The organism is Candidatus Finniella inopinata, from assembly GCF_004210305.1.
GTDB lineage: Bacteria > Pseudomonadota > Alphaproteobacteria > Paracaedibacterales > CAIULA01 > Finniella > Finniella inopinata_A.
The window spans coordinates 22279-41752 of record NZ_SCFB01000010.1 but is presented as its reverse complement, the minus strand read 5'-3'; the positions used below and the strand labels follow the sequence as shown (position 1 = coordinate 41752).

The 19474-nt window shown below is 44.1% G+C and carries 16 protein-coding genes; 10 read left to right on the top strand and 6 right to left on the bottom strand.

The genetic code is table 11. The features are described 5' to 3' along the window. Nucleotides 1-195: 195 nt before the first annotated feature. The 5 genes from EQU50_RS06880 (at nucleotide 196) to EQU50_RS06860 (ending at nucleotide 5875) form a co-directional block, all read left to right on the top strand. Nucleotides 196-1566 carry a hypothetical protein gene (locus tag EQU50_RS06880; protein ID WP_130154392.1) on the top strand — a complete coding sequence of 457 codons (1371 nt, stop codon included), beginning with the start codon at nucleotides 196-198 and terminating at the stop codon, nucleotides 1564-1566. Between the two features lie 130 nt (nucleotides 1567-1696). Continuing rightward, the gene (locus EQU50_RS06875; RefSeq protein ID WP_130154391.1) at nucleotides 1697-3103 is read left to right on the top strand and encodes a hypothetical protein; all 1407 of its coding nucleotides are present in this window, start codon (nucleotides 1697-1699) and stop codon (nucleotides 3101-3103) included. Nucleotides 3104-3190: 87 nt separating this feature from the next. Next, a complete protein-coding gene (locus tag EQU50_RS06870; RefSeq protein WP_130154390.1) occupies nucleotides 3191-4003 on the top strand; it encodes an undecaprenyl-diphosphate phosphatase in 813 nt (270 codons plus the stop codon). 9 nt (nucleotides 4004-4012) lie between these two features. After that, nucleotides 4013-4849 carry a TIGR01459 family HAD-type hydrolase gene (locus EQU50_RS06865; protein WP_130154389.1) on the top strand — a complete coding sequence of 279 codons (837 nt, stop codon included), beginning with the start codon at nucleotides 4013-4015 and terminating at the stop codon, nucleotides 4847-4849. Nucleotides 4850-4852: 3 nt separating this feature from the next. Further along, nucleotides 4853-5875 carry a class I SAM-dependent methyltransferase gene (locus EQU50_RS06860; protein WP_130154388.1) on the top strand — a complete coding sequence of 341 codons (1023 nt, stop codon included), beginning with the start codon at nucleotides 4853-4855 and terminating at the stop codon, nucleotides 5873-5875. Here the strand turns inward: EQU50_RS06860 and EQU50_RS06855 are convergent. After that, complete coding sequence (locus tag EQU50_RS06855; RefSeq protein ID WP_130154387.1) at nucleotides 5847-6146, bottom strand: hypothetical protein; 300 nt, start codon at nucleotides 6144-6146, stop codon at nucleotides 5847-5849. The two genes, EQU50_RS06860 and EQU50_RS06855, sit on opposite strands and share 29 nt — an antisense overlap. 144 nt (nucleotides 6147-6290) lie before the next feature. Between EQU50_RS06855 and prfB the strand changes: the two genes are divergently transcribed. After that, nucleotides 6291-7401, top strand: a protein-coding gene (gene prfB, locus EQU50_RS06850; protein ID WP_130154386.1) for a peptide chain release factor 2 whose coding sequence is annotated in 2 segments (ribosomal slippage) — nucleotides 6291-6359 and nucleotides 6361-7401 — 1110 coding nt in all. Because the reading frame shifts where the segments join, the coding sequence is not laid out codon by codon here. A gap of 97 nt (nucleotides 7402-7498) precedes the next feature. Continuing rightward, nucleotides 7499-8797, top strand: coding sequence for an MFS transporter (locus tag EQU50_RS06845; protein ID WP_130154385.1), 1299 nt, complete (start codon nucleotides 7499-7501; stop codon nucleotides 8795-8797). Between the two features lie 36 nt (nucleotides 8798-8833). On the opposite strand, the gene fumC is transcribed toward EQU50_RS06845, so the two are convergent. Beyond that, nucleotides 8834-10204, bottom strand: a complete 1371-nt coding sequence (gene fumC / locus EQU50_RS06840) for a class II fumarate hydratase (RefSeq protein ID WP_130154384.1) — start codon at nucleotides 10202-10204, stop codon at nucleotides 8834-8836. Between the two features lie 68 nt (nucleotides 10205-10272). On the opposite strand from fumC, the gene glmU reads away from it, so the two are divergent. After that, nucleotides 10273-11583 (top strand): bifunctional UDP-N-acetylglucosamine diphosphorylase/glucosamine-1-phosphate N-acetyltransferase GlmU, encoded by a 1311-nt coding sequence (glmU, locus tag EQU50_RS06835; protein ID WP_130154383.1) that lies wholly within the window; start codon nucleotides 10273-10275, stop codon nucleotides 11581-11583. Between the two features lie 568 nt (nucleotides 11584-12151). Then, entirely contained in the window at nucleotides 12152-12496 is a 345-nt protein-coding gene (locus EQU50_RS06830) for a KGG domain-containing protein (RefSeq protein ID WP_207216331.1), read from the top strand. A gap of 86 nt (nucleotides 12497-12582) precedes the next feature. Here EQU50_RS06830 and EQU50_RS06825 read toward each other — a convergent pair whose 3' ends face one another. Then, nucleotides 12583-13524: an ABC transporter substrate-binding protein gene (locus tag EQU50_RS06825; protein WP_130154382.1), complete on the bottom strand. Its 942-nt coding sequence runs from the start codon at nucleotides 13522-13524 to the stop codon at nucleotides 12583-12585. A gap of 293 nt (nucleotides 13525-13817) precedes the next feature. Here EQU50_RS06825 and EQU50_RS06820 point away from each other — a divergent pair, with 293 nt between their 5' ends. Next, nucleotides 13818-14072: a hypothetical protein gene (locus EQU50_RS06820; protein WP_130154381.1), complete on the top strand. Its 255-nt coding sequence runs from the start codon at nucleotides 13818-13820 to the stop codon at nucleotides 14070-14072. A gap of 526 nt (nucleotides 14073-14598) precedes the next feature. Here the strand turns inward: EQU50_RS06820 and EQU50_RS06815 are convergent. From EQU50_RS06815 to parC, 3 genes are all read right to left on the bottom strand, one after another. Further along, nucleotides 14599-15624, bottom strand: a complete 1026-nt coding sequence (locus EQU50_RS06815; protein WP_130154380.1) for a U-box domain-containing protein — start codon at nucleotides 15622-15624, stop codon at nucleotides 14599-14601. Nucleotides 15625-15737: 113 nt separating this feature from the next. Beyond that, on the bottom strand, nucleotides 15738-17066 hold the full coding sequence (locus tag EQU50_RS06810) for a hypothetical protein (protein WP_130154379.1): 1329 nt from the start codon (nucleotides 17064-17066) through the stop codon (nucleotides 15738-15740). Nucleotides 17067-17109: 43 nt separating this feature from the next. Then, nucleotides 17110-19338, bottom strand: a complete 2229-nt coding sequence (parC, locus tag EQU50_RS06805) for a DNA topoisomerase IV subunit A (protein WP_130154378.1) — start codon at nucleotides 19336-19338, stop codon at nucleotides 17110-17112. Nucleotides 19339-19474: the final 136 nt, after the last annotated feature.

The following is a 19474-nucleotide window of genomic DNA, read 5'->3' as shown; positions in this document are numbered from 1 at the left end:
ACCGAAAAAAACCTCGTAAAATTTTTCTCAATTAAAACAGAAATCTATGACTTATTCAATTGATGACACGCCCTAGGTGCACTCTAAAAAAAAATTGGGTGCACCAAACACTACATACGTATCTTTTCCTGATTTTCTGAACTTTCAAAGTAACTTTAAATTCAGCCGACACTTAAACCCAAATAGGATTACCTAATGTTAATAAAATTTTTCTTTAATTATCTACCTTTGGCGGCCTTTGTCTTGGGCACTTACTCTGCCAGTTTTGCTTCTGATGTTGATGATGATGCGATGGACCGGGAACAAAATAAAGCTTTGGTTCCCTTTAGCTTCGCAGACGCCGAGCGAGAGGTCGAAATTATGAACGCTTGCGATAATTATGATGATCCAAATGAACCTCAAATCACAGATGCACAACACAAGTACCTAGCAAAACAAATGCGAAGAATCGACAGGGAAGAGGAAGCTGCCAAAACCCCTGCACAAAAAGCAGAAGAGAATAGGATAGAGGAAGAACGTGAAGAAAAAGAAAGAAAATGGACCGATGAAATAGAGGATGGTATTCTGGCAAAGATTAAAACCTTTCGCAAAATTAATACTACTGACAAACAAAAATTAGATGAGATATTGAAATCGAAAGAGTTTCAATACTGGGCCGATTTCGCTGAAGAAGTGGGAAACCATTTCCGGGCGCAAAAAAGAATCCATGAAGCCAACTACTTTTATGACTTAGCAAACCAGGGCGTTGGTCGATACACGCAAAATTATGCTCCGTCTTCCCAGGGTCGTATGTGTATTGAGCTTTACAATCAGGAATTGGGAACAATTCTGGCAAAACGTGAGCGACCAACCACATCTTTGTTTCAAAAACTTGAAAAAGCGATCAGGGCTTTTTGTGATGCGGGTCATTGCAACGATGAAGTCGCCGACTTTGCCTTACCCGGCTTAAGACAACAAAGGGACCATATTATTCGTTGGCACCTCTCTACCCCTTATGTGAGTGCAAACCCTACTTTGCAAAAGATTGCCTATGGTTACGGATTTGTTAACAAAATTTTAAAGCAATCCGCTTCTTTAGGCCGTCTGCTAAAATCAACGCATTACAATGGTGCACGGGACAATGGTGATTTGGCAAAACGATTAATTGACCTTGGGTTTTATGGCATATGGCAAGATGACCAGCACCACAATTGGGTAAGACAAGATGGACTGATGATCAGGGTTAAAAAATGGGGATACAATGATGCCCAATTGACAATCGGCATCACAGTTCACAGCCCTCTTAAGTGGGGAAAGGATGGGATCCCCACTAATTTAGCAAAATACAGCGATGGATCACTAATTGCTTTTGATGAACATAACGAAGTGTTTAAATTAGCCTATGACAATGGTGCTATTTTCGTTGTCCCCTCAAGAAGATTGTATGAAGCACGCGTAAGGTGGCACCAACCCCGTTTTATGGGGGATATGATGGACCTTGCACATTTTGAATTACCAGGCGGTTGGAGTAACATTATAAATTCTCTTTATCACACCTATTCGCCAAATAGTGTCCTCTCATTCTAAAAATACTAGGTGCACTCTAAAAAAAAAATTGGGTGCACCAAACACTACATACGTATCTTTTCCTGATTTTCTGAACCTCCAAAGTAACTTTAAATTCAGGCGATACTTAAACCCAAATAGGATTATTTAAATGCTGTTAAAATCTTTCTTTAATTACCTGCCCATGGCGGCTCTTGCCCTTGGCACTTACTCCGTCAGTTTTGCTGGTACGTATCAGGATGAGACCGCAAAGAGTGAACGTAATAAAACTTTAGTTCTTATAAACTTAAAAAATGCCCAGAAAAATAGAGACATAAGAAACGATTGCCTCAATGCCCGCCATCCAGACGAGCCCATATTGACATATGAACAACACATAGAAGAGGCAAAAAGATTTTGCGCAAGGAGCCTCCAAAGGGAAGCCGCTAAGACTCCCGCACAAAAGGAAGCAGAACAAAGAAAATGGAGAGAAGCTGAAGAAAAACGTACAAGTATGATTCAAGAAATAGAAAGTGAAATCCATACAAAGATTGAGGACTATTCCAAAAAACATCCTGCCTACCAAGCAGCATTAACAGCTATCGACAATGCGCAAGGGCATGAATGTTATTGGGCGGATGTTGCCGCAGCTATAGGTACTTATTTTAGAAACCTTGGAAGAACTGACGATGCTGACTATTTTTATGATTTATCAAAATTGGGAACCGGTCGTTACACACAAAACCATGGTCCATCTTCTCAGGGTCGTATGAACATTAAACTTTGCAATCAAGAATTGGCAATGATTAGGCAAACCGGGGGACGACCAACTACTTATTTGCTTCAAAAGCTTGAAAAGGTGATTTCGGCCTTTTGTTATGCGGAGTTTTGTAATGATGAAGTTGCTGAATTTGCCCTATTTGATTTGCAAAAGTACCAAAACATGTTAGTTCGTTGGCACCTTTCCAATCCCTATGTTAGTACCAACCCCACTTTGAAAAAAATCGCCTATGGTTACGGGTTTATTGAAGGACTTTTGAACCAAGTCGATGACTTAACCGGTTTGATTAGCTGCACACACTATAACGGATCAATGGACGATGGAGACTTGGCAAAAAAGTTAATTGACCTAGGTTTTTGGGGAATAAAGCAAAGCAATCAACAACACAATTGGGTTCACAAAGGTGGAATGATGATTAGGGTTAAAAGGCTGGAGAACAATAAGCCCCAACTGACAATTGGCATTACAGTTCACAGCCCTCTTGAATGGGGAGAGGATGGGATTCCGACTAATTTAGCAAGATACAGCGATGGGTCCCTAATTGCTTTTGATGAGCATAATGAGGTGTTTAAATTAGCCTATGACCATGGAGCAATTTCAGTTGTTCCTTCGAGAATAAAAATTTACGATCCCCACGCGAGACGAAAAGTTGAGGTTCGAAACCGTTGGTATAAATTCGGTTTTTGTGGAGAAATGATGGATGAGGCACACTTCGAACTTGACGGCTATTGGGATGATGCGACAAATTATTTTGATCCTCACTATCCAGAACATAATCTACTATCATTCAGGAGGTAACTTCCTCTCATTCTAAAAATACTAGGTGCACCCCGCCCCCAGGTTTGGTATTGATATTAAAATCACGCCTCAGATGGGTGCACCTTTATGAACGTCTATATCCTTACTCTCTGTATCATACAGGGTATAAGTGAGTTTCTCCCCGTTAGTTCAAGTGCGCACCTAACTTTAATTAATCTTTTATGGAATCAGCCAGCGTCTCGTTTAGAATGGGAGGTGGCCTTGCATCTGGGAACATTATTGTCGATTGTGGTTTATTTTCGGCACGAAGTTCTCAGCATGATCAAGGTGACGTTGGGACTTTTAAAGGTCAGGAATTGGCGTTCTTTCCCTCATGATCCTGATGGTCAGTTGACCCTGTTGCTGATTATCGCGACCATACCAGCCATCGTCATTGGCTATTTCATAAAAGGCAAAATTCCCCCCTTTAATCCGCTTCTTATCATGGGAATAAGCAGCATTATTTTTGGTATTCTGTTGTATTTGGCTGATATCCATCAACACCGCCGACCTCAAAAATTGACGTATCTTAAAGCGATGGTTATTGGCAGCGCCCAAGCTTTGGCTTTTATCCCTGGGGCCAGTCGGTCGGGGACCTGTATTACAGCAGCACGATGTATGGGCCTGGGACGCATTGAGGCCACCCGTTTTTCTTTCTTGCTGTCGATTCCGACTGTGCTTGGGGCCGTGACCCTGACGGGTTATGATGTGTTTAAACAAGGCATCGTTTTGGATTGGGCCGCTGTTGGTCAAGCGGTTGTCATCACCGCTGTCATAGGATTTGTCGTTATCCACAGCCTTTTGTCTTTCCTGAAACGTCACAGCTTTAAGCCGTTTATGATTTACAGGGTTGCGTTCGGTTTAGGATTGCTAGCCTTTGCTTATTATAAATCCTTTTAAAGGCCCTGTATGACTGAAAAAATCACAAACTTTTTAAACATTACCCAAAACTACAAGGTTTTGTTATTTGACGTGGTGGGGGTGGTTCATAATGGTATTGAAGCATTCCCCCATGCCATAGAATCCATTAATGCTCTTGATTATAATCAAAGGGTAATCTTTTTATCAAACATGCCCCGACCTGGCACCCAAACCCGTGAAACATTAAAAAGATTGGGCATTACAAAATCCTTTGACGTTCTAACCTCTGGTGATGTGACGCGCACATTATTAACGACAACTTATGCAGGACAAAGAGTTTTTCATTGGGGCGCTGAGCGTAATGTGGATATCGACGCTGGGTTAGACCTGAACCAAGTCGGCAAAGTCGAACTGGCTGATGTGGTTCTTTTGACGGCCTTTTTGAATCCTGGTGAGGACGAATCACCCCATCAACAGATAATTGAGAAAATTATTGAACAGGGGATCCCTGTTTTGTGTGCAAACCCTGACAAGATTGCCATGTTCGGCGACCAAATTCGAAAATGCGCCGGCAGCTTTGCTGATAAAATCATTGAACAAGGGGGGCAAGTTACGCTTATTGGTAAACCATCTCCTTTTATTTATCACCAGATTATGGCCAATCTTAGCGGCATTAAACCCGAAGAAATTTTAATGATTGGCGATACGATCGAGACGGATATCATAGGGGCCAAGCAGGTTGGTATGGACAGCTTGTTGGTTTTGACAGGCAACACAGGAAACGACCTGCGCGCCCAGAATGAAAACTTACAGAGTTATCTAGGTAAAAAAAGTTGGGAGCATAACAGCCCCACGTATTGCAGCGATGATTTAGGAAACCGATAGCAGGTGCCAGAAAGATTCGTCTTGTCTATCAATGAAAAGGCATTCTTAAAGGATTTGTCGACTAGACCCCTAACAGTCAAGCAGTTTATCGAACACGCCCTTTACCACCCCCTCAATGGGTACTACATGACCCATCCCGTCTTTGGAGCCGCTGGGGATTATACCACAGCGCCTGAAATGACGCAGATTTTTGGGGAACTTTTGGCTATTTGGCACCTCAATTATTTTGCGAAACTACCGACTCCTCCCTCCTCCATCGCCTTAATTGAATTGGGCCCTGGGCGTGGCACTTTAATGGCCGACATGTTACGGGTATTTCAAAGATTTCCAAAATTTTACGACTTATTAAAAGTTTACCTGATTGAGATCAGCCCGGCTTTAAAAAATATTCAACGTCAAAAACTGGCAGGTCATCCAGTTGAATGGGTCCAAACGTTAGAGGACACTTCCCCCTCGGATGTTACATTCATTATCGCCAATGAATTTTTTGATGCCTTACCGATTGAGCAGTATGTATGGATCGATGAACACTGGCAAACACGCCAGGTGGGTTTTGTGGACGGCAACCTAGATTTCCTGGGGCCAAAGGATGTCCCCATTCGTCAATCATGCCCTGACTATGATGTTTACATGCAAGCTATCAACCAACGCCTAAAAACTTCAAGGGGTGCTGCCGTGATGATTGATTACGGTGATGATACGGACGTTGGACATATCCATGGCGATACGTTGCAAGCCCTTCATCAGCATCGACCCACCTCCCCCTTTGAGAACATAGGGCATCAAGACTTGTCTCATGCCGTTGATTTTGGTGCTTTAAAACGTCAGGTTGATCCCATCTTAAAGACACACCTCACCACCCAACGGGATTTTCTTTTACAACTGGGCCTGGAACAAAGGCTAATGGCCCTTTGTCAACAAGCGCCCCCTTATGAGGCGATGGCCCTAAAAACAGCGGTTGCTCGGCTGGTTGCGCCCAGCGCGATGGGCACTTTGTTCAAAGTTTTGACGATCCAAACGCCTTAGCCAGAAGGTTGCCAAGCCAGCTTTCCTGGAATAATAAAAACATTCCATCAAGATTAACATAATTTATTTTTAAGGAACCAGCTGCTGCGTACAAACGTAACATTTTCTTGCTGTTATGTTCATGATTCAATGAATCCATCTGCAGCAGATTCCTTTGGGTTGTCGGGCCTAGCTGCAATTGTTCATTCTTTGCACATGGCTCACCACCATTCATAGAATTGACTGGTGAAAGGGATAAAAAAGTTAAAATGATAAGACCGTAAGGGAACATACTGATGACAGACCTTAAATGAGCGTATTTTATCGAATGATTATAAACCCAAAATCTATAAAAGAATCAATGATCGCTTGAATTTTAAAATGATTCTCGGTTATCAATAATTATTCCCCAATCACCTAGCAAGAAATTTTTTGTATGCGCGCCGAAATCGAAGCCCAAGCCAAAATCATCAATCAATCCCTAGCCCTGTTACGGAGGCATCTTTGACTGGGATAACGCCCTTGCAACATTTGATGGCTTAAACAAACAAGCCGAATCCCCTGATTTATGGGACAACCAGGCGAATGCACAAAAAATACTAAAGGAGCGCGAGGCGCTTCATCATTCCATTCAACGTATCCAAAATCTGGAAATATCCCTTCAAAACAGCTTGGAAATGATAGAGTTAGCAGAGGCAGAGGGGGAATTGGATCTGCTAAAAGAAGCCGAAGACACCCTTGGCATCCTTGTTCAACAGGCCCAACGGTTGCAACTGGAAACCTTGCTGTCGGGTGAGGCCGATACGAATGACTGCTTCATCGAAATTAATGCCGGCGCTGGCGGGACCGAGGCTCAGGATTGGGCCCAAATCTTGGGACGGATGTACAGCCGCTGGGCAGAAACTCGCAAATATAAATTGGAAATCATGGACGAAAATTCCGGCGATGAAGCCGGCGTTAAATCCATTACATTCAAAGTGATGGGCCACCAGGCCTATGGCTGGTTGAAAACCGAAAGTGGTGTCCACCGGTTGGTTCGTATTTCGCCCTTTGATGCCAACGCCCGTCGCCATACCAGCTTTGCCTCGGTTTGGGTTTACCCGGTTATTGATCAATCCATAAACATAGAGGTTGAAGAAAAAGATTTGCGCATCGATACCTATCGCGCCTCGGGTGCTGGTGGGCAGCACGTCAACAAAACCGAAAGCGCCATTCGGATCACCCATTTGCCAACTAATATCGTGGTGCAATGCCAAAACGATCGATCGCAACATCGTAATCGTGCCCAAGCGATGGATATGTTAAAGGCCCGTCTTTACGAATTAGAACTTAGAAAACGCGAAGAAAAGCTGAGCGCCCAAACTGCCTATAAAACAGAGATTGGTTGGGGTCACCAGATTCGATCGTATGTCTTGCAACCCTATCAAATGGTCAAGGACAACCGAACTGGCGTTGAACGGGGCAACGCCCACGGCGTGTTGGACGGCGACATTGATATCTTTCTTGAGGCTGCCCTTGCGCAACGGGTGGGTGATGGAGAAAGCTAGCCATAAAATAACTTACACTATTACTTTTGCTCTTGCTGGGTACCACCAAAAGCGCTATTAAAGTCTCACAAATGATTATTTAGTTAATGGAGTTTTTGTGAATAGTAATTCGTTAAAATCCGTACTTTCTTCCTCAATCGGCAATGTCTTAGAATGGTACGAATACACATTATATGCGTATTTTGCTACAGTAATAAGCAAGCTTTTCTTTCCTCTGGATAACCATTTTGTTGCAATGGTTATGACTTTTGCGACCTTTGCCATTGGCTTAGCAGCAAGACCAATCGGAGGTATAATATTCGGCTATTTGGGTGATCGATATAGTAGGAAGAAAACGCTTTCCATGACCATGCTACTGATGTCTATTCCTACCACGTGTATGGGCTTGTTGCCCACTTATGAGCACATTGGCATTGCCGCACCAGTCTTACTTATAACCTTGCGTATATTGCAAGGTGTTGCATTGGGTGGCGAATTTGGAGCGTCATGTGTTTATTTATACGAATCAGTGCCAGAGAATAAACGTGGTTTTTTTGGTTCCATTGCCCTAACTGGCGTAGGCACGGGTTTGGTCTTGAGTGCTTGCACAATATTTTTAGTTGAGTCTTTAGTTACGGAGGAAACTCTGTATTCATATGGTTGGCGCATACCATTTTTCATTAGTGTTATTGGCAGCATAGTAGCGTTTTATATGCGAAGGAATTTACTGGAAACTAAAGATTTTATCGCGGTTAAACAGAGCAACGATTTGGTCGCTAATCCATTATTTGAAATGTTTAAAAATCACAAAGCAACTTTGGCTGGATTGTTTGCCATATTCTTAACGACGCAAGTTTCATTTTTTGTGGTGTTTATATACGGCAAAACCATGATGATGGACTTCTTACATTTTGATAGCTATACAGCTGGAAAATTCAATATATCCACCTTAATTAGTTACACCATTGCTACTGTTATATTTGGTTATTTGTCCGATAAAATAAACAAGCGTTACATCATTTTATTTGGAGCAGTAGGAATCCTACTTGCAGCATACCCATTTATTGCAGCGTTAAAATTTGGTGCCGCAGAATATATTCTATTGATGTCTATGGCCCTTGGTGCATTGATTGGCATGACCGAAGGAACGCTTAACCCCTTGGTGGCAGAGTCGTTCCCAACCAATATCAGAGCCACAAGTGTTGCTTTTTGTTGGAATTTTACGTCGGTTTCTTTTGGAGGCGTGGCGCCAATTTTAGCGATGTGGTTAATTGAGAATGCTGGCGGGATAGATGCCGTGGCATATTATCTGATGACCGTTTGTGCACTAACCGTTATTGGTTTGAGTATTACCATTTTACGTACAGCTAAGAAGACACCGGAAATTTCGGTATTCCAAAGGCTTGATGCTGCCTAAAATCCGATGTGGGTGTCAAGGGATGTTGATTCATTATCAAACCTTTCGTAAAGCCCGAAAATCCTCTGCCGTCATAATGCCTTTTTCAACCACCACTTGTTCTAAGGTTTTATTTTCAACAAAGGCCGCCTGCGCCACCTTGGCGGCCTGATCATAGCCGATAAGAGGATTTAGGGCCGCGGCCCCCATTAAAGATCGTTCAAGATTACGGTCAAGCTGACTTTGATTCACAGTCAGCCCCTGCAAGCAATGTTCGGTAAAGCTTTCGCAAACATCGCCCAACAATTGCATCGACTGCAGCAGGTTATAAATAATCACTGGTTTAAACACGTTCAACTGGAAATGCCCCTGACTGCCGGCCACCGTTATGGTGGTGTGGTTCCCCATTACCTGACAACACACCATAGTCATCGTTTCCGCCTGGGTGGGGTTTACTTTGCCCGGCATGATGGAGGAGCCCGGTTCATTTTCCGGCAAGTGCAACTCGCCAAGACCACATCGGGGACCTGATGCCAACCAACGAATATCGTTGGCGATTTTCATACAGCTGGCAGCCAGTGTATTCAAGGCCCCCGATAGGTTAACCAATGCATCGTGACTCGCCAGCGCCTCGAACTTATTGGGGGCACTGGTAAAAGGAAACTCTGTGAATTCCCGAATATAATGAATGAACTTTTCAACAAAACCGGGGGGGCAATTCATGCCTGTTCCGACCGCCGTTCCACCTTGGGCCAGGGGGTATAAATATTTCAGACAATCCTGCAGTCGTTCGATGGACATTTCTATTTGATAGGCAAAGGCCCCGAATTCTTGGCCCACCGTCATGGGCACTGCGTCCTGCAGGTGCGTTCGGCCAACCTTGACGGTGTCTTTAAAAGCGTCGGCTTTCTCCTCAAGCTCCTTTTGAAACTGTTTTAAAGCCGGCAACAACCGCCCAGTCAGCGCCTGTACCGCGGCCATGTGCATGGCGGTCGGAAAGCAATCGTTTGATGACTGGCCGGAATTGACGTGATCATTGGGGTGGATGGGATGCTTGGTGCCCAGTGGTTGCCCCAGCAGTTCGTTGGCCCGATTGGCGATCACCTCGTTAACATTCATATTTGTCTGGGTCCCCGACCCTGTTTGCCAGACTTTTAGGGGAAATTGGTGATCCCACTTGCCCGTTAACAATTCATCACAAACGGTGACGATAGACCCCGCCAACTGTGGTTCAAGAATGCCAAGATCCCTGTTGGTCATGGCTGCCGCTTTCTTGATGGTCACCAACGCCAAAATTACAGCCATTGGCATTTTTTCTTCACCAATATGGAAATACTTCATCGACCGCTGAGTTTGCGCCCCCCAGTAATGGTCATTCAAAACAGAAATTTGCCCCATGGAGTCGGTTTCATAACGAAAGTCTTGCATTTTAAACCCAAGTTTGGTGAAGATTGCCTTAAGTTTAAAATCACTTCCTTACAAGAGAAAGACTTTTCGTGGTTTCAGTCATTATCTTAGCCGCCGGTCAAAGCAAACGGATGAAGTCAACGTTGCCAAAGGTTTTGCATCCCTTGGGCGGTAATCCGGTTATTCAGCACGTTCTTGATGCGGCGCGGGGGCTGAACCCTGATCAAATTCTTGTGGTCACGTCACCTGGCTTAAAGGATCATGCGGTGTTTCAGGGCGTCACCATAGTGGCACAAGAAACCCCCAAGGGGACGGCCGATGCGGTAAAGGTTGCTCTGCCTTACCTTAACGCCGACACCCAGGAAGTGATGATTATCTGTGGCGATACACCGCTTTTACAGGTCCAGACGTTGAAAGTCCTGAATGATCTAACTGCAGACGTTAACCTGATTGCCATGCCTGTTCGCAATGTCAACGACACATATGGACGGGTTGTTTGCGATGAGCACGGCCGCCCGACTCAGATTGTTGAGTATAAGGATGCCACAGATGATCAACGCGCCCTGCCCTGGGCCAACAGTGGGGTTTACAAAATCAAGGCCTCAGCCCTGCGTGCTCTTTTGCCCCAGATTGAACCCCAGAACGCCAACCATGAATATTACCTGACCGATATTGTAAAGTTGGCTCATCAAAAGGGCCACCCTTTGGCCATGATCACCGCGGATGCTGATGAATTTCAGGGTGTCAATACCCGCCAAGATTTAAGTCTGGCGGAGCAGTTGTTGCAGCAGCGCTGGCGCCACCAATTGATGGATCAGGGCGTAACGTTGCGGCAACCAGAAACTATTTTCTTAAGTTTCGATACCAAAATTGGTCAAGATAGTTGTATCGGGCCCTTTGCGACGTTTGGCCCAGGCGTTCAGTTGGCCCATAACGTAACCGTTTTGCCGTTTTGCCATTTGGAAAACACTTCTGCTGAGCCTGATGTGATCATCGGCCCGTTTGCCCATTGCCGGGGGGGAACGTTTCTTCAGCATGGCACACAGCTTGGGAATTTTGTTGAGGTGAAGGGGTCGCAGTTAGGCCCAAATGTTAAGGCCAAGCATTTGTCGTATATTGGGGACGCAACCATCGGTGCGGACACCAACGTGGGCGCGGGCACGGTAACGTGCAATTATAACGGGTTTGAAAAGTTTAAAACAACTATTGGCGCGAATGTAATGGTGGGGGGGAATACCTGTCTGGTTGCCCCCTTAACCATTGGAGATGGGGTCCTGATTGCAGCGGGCAGCACAATTACCAAGGACGTGCCATCTGATGCCCTGGCAATTGGTCGCCCTCAGCAGGTCAACAAACCCCAGGGTGCCAAGATTTTTCGAGGTAGGTGGGTGAAGAAGTAGTGTTGACAGAAACTATGGCCATTTACACGTGGGTACGATTTGAGGGCTTGCTGGGGACGTAAAGGATAAGTTGGATCCAGAAGTCATCCAAAAAACCTTTCCTGACGAATCCCGTTTAATATATTTGCATTGTACGATTGAGTCTGGTGGCTTAATACTGCCGGTCCAAATTCAGTCGGGTTTCTATCATATGGAAAGCGGATAAAAATAACCCTTTTGCACCTATCAATTCTTATTTCAATTGAAAAAAATAAATTTTTAAACTCCATTATGTTAAAAATCAGATAGATTAAACTATTCTTTATTACGCCTATTGTTTATATATAAGAAAGACCATATAAAATCCCTTAACAGAATATGGTCAGACAGTCTTAATAGTGAGAAGCTAGTAAAAGAGGTGATGATTAGAAGGGATTATTCATCTAAATAACAAGATCTGAAAAAGCTAGTTTTTAAGAATATGTTTATCTCTTTTATGTGCCGTATTTTGAACCCAAGAATCTGGATTCAAAGTTAATTATAAGTCGCTGTCTTTTAAGTAAGCTATAAAGCAATAAGGAGAAAGATCATGGCAACAAATAAATCTAATCAAGATAATAACAAAACAGGCAATGCTGCTAAAGGATTTGCTTCTATGCCTCATGAAAAGGTGCAAGAAATTGCTAGCAAAGGCGGGCATGCCAGTGCAGGAAAGGCTGGACACGAAGGCATGTCAGAAAGAGGCCACAAGGGTGGTGAGACTAGAGCTGAGCAGTTAGGTCACGAAGGTTACGTTGAAATGGGACATAAAGGTGGTGAAACTCGAGCGAAGGATTTAGGACATGAAGGTTATGTTGAAATGGCCCACAAGGGTGGTTCTGCGCCTCATAGCTCACGACAGGGAAAAGGTGGCCAAGAAAAACATAAGAAGTAATGACTAAAAATTAAGCCCCCTATAAAAATCTTTCCTCGTAGGTGCAACTCTTTAACACCACGAGGAAAGATAATGGCCAAGAATTCTTATGAGCCAGGTAAACTCAAATTTTTAAGGCTTTCCTTGTTCGTAACAATCTGAGTGGCTGCATCATAAATGACAGGGATCTCTGATGGACTTTCGCCTTTTAAGATTTTCACAACCATAAGGGCCGTCATTTTTCCCATCTCGTAACGATCATAGGCAACAGCCGCAACTGCCCCCTGCTCCACCGATGCTGTATCATTGGCAAAAACAGGCAGATGATGTTTTAGGCCTACTGTCACAATCGCCTTAACCGCGGCCATGGCTGTATTATCATTGGGAAAATAAATGGCATCAACTTTCCCGACTAAACTTGCTGTGACGGCTGTGGCTTCGGCTGTGGAATTTAAAGCGGCACGTACCAGGATGATCCCTTTTTTAAGGGCAACTTGTTCGAACTTTTCAATGAAACTGACAGAATTGATTTCGCTGGGGTTGTATATGACGCCCAGTTTTTTCAAATTTGGTAACAGCTTTAAAAACAGGTTAAGTTGAGGTTCTGCCGGCATAAAATCACTGATGCCCGTGACCGTTGGCCCCGACAACTTGGCTGCAACTGGATCCGTCACCGCCGAAAACACCAAAGGAATATTTTTGCTAAGGCTGGCATTTAGGAAACTTTGGGCCGACTGCGTTGATAAACCGACCATCACGGATGGCTTCAAGGAAATAAATTTGTCAGCAATTTGCTTGGACAACGTATAATTTCCGTGGGCATTTTCGTAAAAGATTTCAACGGTTTGGCCGTCAATATAGCCCTGTTCCTTTAGTCCATCGATCAATCCTTTATGAACCGTGTTCAAGGTATTGTGATCAATAATTTGCGAAATGACGATGATGGGTTTATGGGAAGGGATGGCCTTGGATTGGTGAAAGAAATAAAATCCCAGAACAATAACAGCAATAAGACCGGCAACCCAGCCGGCAAGGGTTTTGATAGACATAGGAAAACTCCGTATTTTTAAACTTTATTTTAGGACTTAATGAGAAATTAAGCAGTCACAACAAAACAAAATTAAAAAAGCATTGTTCATACGGATTAATAACAATTAAAAGGGTTATATTTTTATAATCTCCTTTTTAAGGGCAAAAAACAATACTATTTATTCAAATGACTTCTTGATATTTTTGCAATTTTTATTCTTATTAACGAACTTTTAACTAAATAAAACTATTTTTGAAGTTGTTAATTAAAAAATTGTTCTCTATTAATACTATTTTTTAAAGGAGCTTTATCATGAATAAAACAATTCTTTTTGCAGCAATTGCAGCGATCGCTACTTTTTCAACGGGTACTATCTTTGCGAGTGGTGATATGCAAAACAAGAAAATGGATATGAATGACAAAAACATGAACAAGAATAAAGAAGACAAGAACGAGAAAGAAATGATGATGGATAAGGAAAATATGGATAAGATGACCGACGATAAAATGATGATGAATAAGGAAAATATGGATAAGCAACAAATGGACACGGCTAAAAAGATGTAGTCCTTTTATAACGTTGATCTCCTCCATACCCCATTCAGATGAAATCTTGGGAAATCCTTTGAATGGGGATCACTGGATGGCTCTATCCCTCAAAGGTATTTGACCGGGGAAAGCTGATGGGTGCTAAGCGGCCAGAGGATGCCCGTTTTCCTTGCCAGGGGTGCATATCAGTCAGCGTTGTCACCTTTCCTGCCCGGCTCCACTTCAGCCCTTGTTCAGTTGTAAACAGGGTCAAATCACTTATGCAGCACTCCTGATGAATTTCCAGACATCAAAGTGATTCACTTAGTATCTTGTAAAAAGGGGCTTGATAAAGTGGTTTGCAGTCTTTTGAAAAAAAAACCTGTCCGTTCAAACTCATGTGCCCAAGGACCCCATATCGAAATAATTCGTAAGCTCTATCATCCCGTCAGTTAAAGCGTTTGAGGAGTCTGTTCAAACGCTGCTCTGCCCGGCAGTTGGATACCGGGTGCCCAGCTATGTCCACAGCTCGGGTAAATTATCGATTTTAGTCCTTATTCAAATTTCAAAACGAAACTTGAAAATGACCGAATATCTCCTCTTTTGGACAACGCCACGAATATACAAGGGAGTGCAAAAGGCTCTCACCCGTGGTCTCGTGGGTAGAGTTGGCGACTTTGTGTTTTTCATTTAAAGTCTCACTCGCTAATTGTTCAAAACTATTAAAAACAGAATAATCCATAATATTTAAGCTATCAGCGCCACCCCATGTCCAAAAAAGTCCAATAGGAGCCCTGACAGGCCATTCCCGTATGATGCTTTTGAAGTGACCCGCTGTTGTCGCAGGCGCCATATCTATCACAAAACGGGGAGCTATCCATATTTCTACCTTGTTGGCGTTCTCTGCCTTCTTTCCCTGGCGATATCCCGTCGCGATGCTCAAATACTGCCCAGCATCACCGCATTGCGATAAATTAAAGGTTCCGTCTAACGGGTTCTCTAAAGAGGCAAACGGCAGCACGATCATCCCAATATCACTCCCCTTATTTGGGCGATAAACCAACTGACCCTTCAATAGCCGTTGATAAACTTCTTCATAACCATGGGCAATCGCGGGGATGGGTCTATGGGTAACGACTGATATCTTGGCTTTTTCTTCATCCTTTTCCCCCTTTCCATTTTCTACGGCTGCTGCTGATGGACTGGTTCTCAAAGGCTCAAGTGCAGAGGGTTCTCCCTGTATGCGAGGGTTGAATTCCTCAATTATTCTTTTTAAGGCTAGATTATCAAACACGTCTTTGCTCGTGAACGGTAACCCCGTCAACGGGCTTTTGGGATCCCTAGAGCTCCCTATAAGCTTCACAATAGCCGCTCTTTCGTATGTGTGACCATCTGATGCCACAACCGGATCTCTCATCACTTTTGATGTTATAGGACATAAACACGCAGGACGACGAGGCCTTCCAGCATCATCGGACACTGCCGATGCCGGCATTTCAGCGGCCGCAGATGATGACGCTGCTGCCATACAAGTATGGCTCATCAACACAAAAGCACAGGTCAGTAAACAATATCGTGTTATCTTCTTCATGTGTACCCTCACTTAAAATTATGTATTCAGAAAATGTGTTCTATAAACCAAAATAGAAATGTCATGTCAAAGCTAAAAAACTTTTGATAAAAACACCACAAAACAACCGGTTTTCAAAAGGAAGAGCTCATAGTATAAAAAATGTAGGGATCAAAGGGTTTTCCTGGTGCAAACATATCAAAATCTTTATTAGAGGAGACCGTCAAAGTGCCAATCTCAGAAGGTAAGTTTGGTTGCAATTTATCCAAGCCGCTTTTTGAAAATACATGAATGTAAACATCAACATCATATCCTTGAACAGTATCGTATACGTCCTTCAATGCCTTTTTCATCACATCACTTGGGTTCTTGAATGCACCTTGCCCAATAAGCGTTAAATGAAGTGGAATACGTCGACCAGTTTTAACCGCCTTCATAACGGCAAGTTGGGCAGTAGCCCGATATTGCGGAGGAACAAGAAATTTACAAATCCTGTGGCCAGCCGATCCTGAAGCTGGCGGATGAAAACCTTGATAAGCAGGGGCGAAATTGAGAACTTGTAAAATATTCTTTCCATCTTCTGAGTACCCAGGTTGAGCAAGAATTCTCAAATCACCCGGCCCGGCAGTTTCTAGCCTTGTAGCAAAAGTCTCCTGATCATGATCGTTCAAAAGAGCAGGCTTTAAATATCCATTCTCCAAAACCGCACCAGACTCAAGTTTGAATGAAGCTAAATTATCCTCCAATAGGGGTTGCTTAGGTGTTTTATCAGTAGGTGTGCTTCTCATGCAATAATCCCGGACGATTAAGGCTGCCAAAGATGCTAGCGATACCCTTGGACCTTGAGTTTGATCATATATATAGTCTGTGTAAGGCATGTAATCTGATGATGAAGACTCCAAAAAATTCCCCTGACTGGCTGCTTGGATCACAGCATTTTCAGCAGCGGGAGACTGCGTTAGCTTTAGTGCATCGACACCTAGAACCAGGAAAAATCGAGGATTACTTTTATGTTTTTCTGTTGTAGAAAGACTTCTAGTCACCCTTTTATATGCAGCATCAATTTCTTCCAAGGAAACAGGTATAAGAGGATTACGGTCTACAAGCGGTTGCCATTCAGCCTCGGAGGCCTTAGCAAGTTGATGGGCTTCTCTAATATAGTCACTCCAACCCGCATCATTCTTAGTCTCTACAATTTTGTATTTCACACTTAAAGGTCTTAGCTCCTCATGGAGGATTTGAACTGCGGGTTGAATCTCGTCAAAAAGAATTGCCTTTAGGTTAACAGATAAATCAGCCATAGAAGAGTCCGCGTTCGAAGTTGTCACTATTCTTGAAGACGCATATGAGCCTAATGGTATTATGTTCACTTTTGTGCGATTGGATGTTGCTGATGCGAACGATGTAATGCAGGTCGCATATAAAACAACTAACGACACAGATATTTTAAAAAGCGATTTCATTTTTTTATTCGTTAATGTTAAGAACATATTCACTCTAACAATATTATTCCTCAAAGGTATTTGACCGAGGAAAGCTGATGGGTGCTAAGCGGCCAGAGGATGCCCGTTTGCCTTGCCAGGGGCGCATATCAGTCAGCGTTGTCACCTTTCCTGCCCGGCTCCACTTTAGGCCTTGTTCAGTTGTAAACAGGGTTAAATCGCTTATGCCGCCATCTTTATACTTTTGTAACGTTACCCCACGCCCCCGGTTCATAACGGGTAATTCAGCGACAGAGAAAATCAACAGTTTGCGATTTTGCCCAACAACCGCCACGTGATCGCCTGTCACCGGCAAGCAAAACTTTGGAACAGCCCCTTCGGCCGGGGTCAGTACCTGTTTGCCCAATTTCGTTTGAGCCAGGGTATCCAAAGCCTTAATCACAAAGCCACGCCCATCACTGGCCGCAATCAGGAATTTCTGATCTGGGTTGCTTGGCTTTACAATAAAGGCCCCTAATATCTCATCCGTATTGGCCAAATCAACCAGCAAACGAATGGGCTCTCCATGGCCGCGGGTACGGGGAATTTTATCCACGCCAATCGTATAAAAACGACCATTACTGGCAAAAAGAACCAACTTATCAATGGTTTGCGCCGTCAGAACAAATCGTTCCGCATCGCCTTCTTTATAGGTTAAAGGCGTCGTCTGGACGTGCCCTTTGACGCTTCGAAGCCAACTTTTGGCAGAAAAAACAACGGTGACGTCTTCAACCTCTATGGTATCAACCAAGGGAACAACGACAGGGTCGGGTGCACTCATAATCGTGGTACGCCGACGCCCCAAAACAGTTTCCTGACCAAAGGTTTTGCGCAAACCTTGTATTTCTTTATGAATCTGTTTCCATTGCAACTTCAGACTGGACAGCAATTGTTCTAACGATTTTTTTTCTTTCTCCAAACCGTCGAACTCTTGGCGAATTTCAATTTCTTGCAATTTACGTAAGCTTCGCAATCGCATGTTCAAGATAGCCTCGACCTGATTCGGCGTCAGGCTAAAGCGTTCCTGCAAAACGGCCTTGGGGTCATCTTCATCGCGAATAATTTGAATCACTTCATCCAGATTCAAATAAACAACCAGGTACCCTGCCAAAATTTCTAAACGGCTGGCAATCTGCTCCAATCGATGGCGGCTGCGCCTTTCTTGCACCACAAAACGATGATCCAAAAAGGCCTGCAACACCTCTTTTAACGACATCACCCGCGGCACATTGTGCCCATCAAGCGCATTCATGTTTAAAGGGATGCGCACTTCTAAATCGGTCAGGCGGAATAACGATTCCATCAACACATTCGGCTCAACGTTGCGGCTTTTGGGTTGCAAAACCAGGCGAATGTCATCGGCTGACTCGTCAATAACATCGTCCAAAAAGGGTAATTTTTTCTCGTTCAAAAGATTCGCAATCTTCTCGATCAGCTTTGATTTCTCAACCTGATACGGAACCTCTGTGATGACAATACGGTAACCGCCGCCCTTAATCTCCTCCACCTCAAACCGAGCCCGAACACGGAAGCTGCCCCGCCCCGTCTCATAAGCTTTTAAAAGGATGTCGGCATTTTCTGTAAGGATACCACCCGTTGGAAAGTCAGGCCCCGGCATAACGGCCAAAATCTGTTCAATAGACGCCTCTGGCTGATCAATTAACAAGGTCAAAGCCTGGCAAATTTCATCCAGGTTATGGGGCGGAATAGACGTGGCCATTCCAACCGCAATGCCTGTGGCTCCATTGGCCAATAAATTAGGAAAGGCCGCGGGGAAAACAATTGGTTCCTCCCCCTCGCCATCATAGGTTGGGCGAAAATCAACCGCGTTCTCCTCTAACCCCTCCATCAGGGTCATGGCCACCTGGCTAAGCCGCGCCTCGGTATACCGCATGGCCGCCGGACCGTCGCCATCAATATTACCAAAGTTCCCCTGCCCTTCGATCAGCGGATACCGGACCGAGAAATCCTGAGCCAAGCGCACCAACGCCCCGTAAATGGCGGCATCCCCATGGGGGTGAAACTTACCCATGACGTCACCCACCACGCGGGCGCATTTCTTAAACCCCGTTGTCGGATTCAGGCGCAGCTGCTGCATGGCGTAAATCAAACGCCGATGAACCGGCTTTAACCCATCGCGCACGTCGGGCAATGACCGCGACATAATGGTCGACAGCGCATACGCCAGGTATCGTTCATGTAACGCCTGTTCGAAATCAATCGGAGTTATGTTGGTGGATGTCTCTTTTTGCATGCTTTACTTATAAACGTTTTGGCGGATTTTGTGCACTTATTTTTTTGGTTCATTCATATAAAGGTTGAACGTGACTGCACCTGCTTATATATAAGACACATGGTTTTTATTATCACAGATATAATACACAATGAAT